Source organism: Sedimenticola hydrogenitrophicus (assembly GCF_029017505.1).
Taxonomy (GTDB): Bacteria; Pseudomonadota; Gammaproteobacteria; order Chromatiales; family Chromatiaceae; genus Sedimenticola; species Sedimenticola hydrogenitrophicus_A.
Window position 1 is genome coordinate 1 of record NZ_JAQGEI010000081.1, and the last position, 2,085, is coordinate 2,085.

Genomic DNA, 2,085 nt, shown 5'->3' on the forward strand with positions numbered 1-2,085 from the left:
TAAGCCAATCACCCCGCGCGTGGTTGCCACCCGGCAATATTAAATTGGAAGACTACCAGCCCCGGCCGGTGGTTTGCCCCTACAACCGTCAGGAAATGCACTTCATGAACAAGAACATACTGCTGTTGGCCGGACTGATCGCCTGCAGTCCCATCGCCCTGGGTCAGGAGAGGGGCCAGGAGGGCAACCGTTACCCACTGGTGGCGGTGGAGGATGGAGATACCGTCACCATCCGGGTCGCCGGGGAGGTCAAGCGGTTACAGCTCGCCGGTATCGACGCACCGGAGGATCAGCCCAACCCGAAACTGACCAGGGACCTGGGGCGCACCGGACTCGATGCCGAGACCCTGCTGGCGCTGGGCCGCGCCGCCACGGCGCATCTACGGCAACTGGCACAGCCGGGCGATACCCTGACCGTGATGGGCGATCTGGGTGCCAGCGACCGCTATGGCCGCACACCGGTGTTCATCAATAAAGGCGGCGCTTCCCTGAACGCGGCCATGGTGGCGGACGGCTATGCCGTGGTGCTGTCGCGCGCATCGCTTCCCGATGAGCTCAAAACCGAACTCACCTCACTTGAACAACGGGCGCGGGACGGCAAACAGGGTCTCTGGGGTGCACAGGGCGAGGTCACGCGGCTATGGAGCGGCCAGCCGGCAAAGAGTATTAGCCGCGAATGAACGCAAATAAACCCGAATAAGGGTAATTGCGCAATTAACTTTACGCACAATCCGTAGGATGCTGGTGAGCTTGCGAACCGCATCGACCGCGCCATGTCTAGGGGCCTGTCGGGTTTATCCGTTTGAAGCGCCTAATCCGCAGGAGCGGATTGAACGGCGAAGCCGGCCCCGAAGGGGCGTAGGGCATGGATGCCCGAAGTCAAATCACTGGGGGCGAATCAAATCAGTTTATCGAACGAGGCGAATAGTGGACCTATTTAACGAGTTCGATAAGCTGAGTTGATCGCCATCCAGGGATTTGCAGCCAAACAGCGTTAAACCCGACAGGCTCCTAGGGCAACAATCTGTCCCGCATGTCGGAGGGTACGCGATGCACCGCATGACAGCGGGCGCAGGCGTAGACCGCCGCGCTGCCCAGCGAGCGGCCCACCAGCCTGTTATCCCCCTGTTTCAGACCCCGCTCCAGATCCTGCAACGCCCCGTTGGTGAGCTTGCCCAGATAACGTTCCCGGGGGGCAGGATCTTTATGGCAGTCCGCACAGCTGTTACCCAGATCATCCAGCCGGTGCCGCAGTTGCTGCAGTGAGGCAAGGGCAAGCTGCTCCCGGTTGTCATCGGTGGCGATCTTGATCCGGTTGACCAGGGTCGAGAGCTCCTCCATCGCCTCTGCATAAGGGACAGCCGGACCTCCCGGCGATTTTTTGATCTGGATTTTGCCGAAGTCCGGGCTCCGGTAGAGCAGCGCCGTCACCGCCCGATACTCCCGGTGGCAGGATTTGCAGCCCTGCCCGAGCTTGCGCAACGCCAGCGCCACCGCCTCCCCGTCACCCGCCTGCGCCGCCGACCGCAGACGTTCGAGCCACTGATAATCCAGTTCGTCCCGCCACTCGGGGACCATCTCGGCAATCTTCAGATAGTGCCCGGAGAAGCGTTCGGTCCACTTGAGGGTGAGCGCCCGCTCGTCCGCCGCCGCATACTCGGCCACGGCCTGCATCTCACGCCGCAGACTGAACATGGTGTGCAGCCAGACCTGACGCTCGTTGTGCGGTTTGTACCACTGGGCGATGCTGGCCGGCGGCAGCGGCAACCACTTCTCTGTCGCCCCCGCGCTGCCGGCGAGCAACGCGATAAACAATACGGCCAACCAGATACCACGCTTGTTCACCATCGGCTCTCCATCTCAATATCCGTCGGAATGGCCCCCTACTATACCCCATCCCGTGCGCTTCCGAGCGTCCGCCAAACGGGCTCGCGACGCTCCGGTCGGGGCAATTTCCCTGTTTGCCAAAGGGATTAGTCGACAAAAACAGTCGGATATTTTTCCTACTTGATTAAGGTCAATGCCCTACCTTGCCGCTTTGTCTTTTAATCTGCCTGCTTATTCGCACCGCATAGGAGTTACCCT

General features: G+C 61.0%; 2 protein-coding genes. One reads left to right on the top strand and one right to left on the bottom strand.

What is annotated here, in order from left to right; genetic code table 11:
• The first annotated feature begins 104 nt into the window (after window positions 1-104).
• The gene (locus tag O9K64_RS23265) at window positions 105-680 is read left to right on the top strand and encodes a thermonuclease family protein (protein ID WP_275100508.1); all 576 of its coding nucleotides are present in this window, start codon (window positions 105-107) and stop codon (window positions 678-680) included.
• A gap of 331 nt (window positions 681-1,011) precedes the next feature.
• Here O9K64_RS23265 and O9K64_RS23270 read toward each other — a convergent pair whose 3' ends face one another.
• Entirely contained in the window at window positions 1,012-1,848 is an 837-nt protein-coding gene (locus O9K64_RS23270; RefSeq protein ID WP_275100509.1) for a cytochrome c, read from the bottom strand.
• Window positions 1,849-2,085 lie beyond the last annotated feature (237 nt).

Excerpts from the sequence above, each read along its gene's own strand:
- O9K64_RS23265 (WP_275100508.1), top strand. The coding sequence starts at position 105 with ATGAACAAGAACATACTGCTGTTGGCCGGACTGATCGCCTGCAGTCCC.
- O9K64_RS23270 (WP_275100509.1), bottom strand. The coding sequence starts at position 1,848 with ATGGTGAACAAGCGTGGTATCTGGTTGGCCGTATTGTTTATCGCGTTG.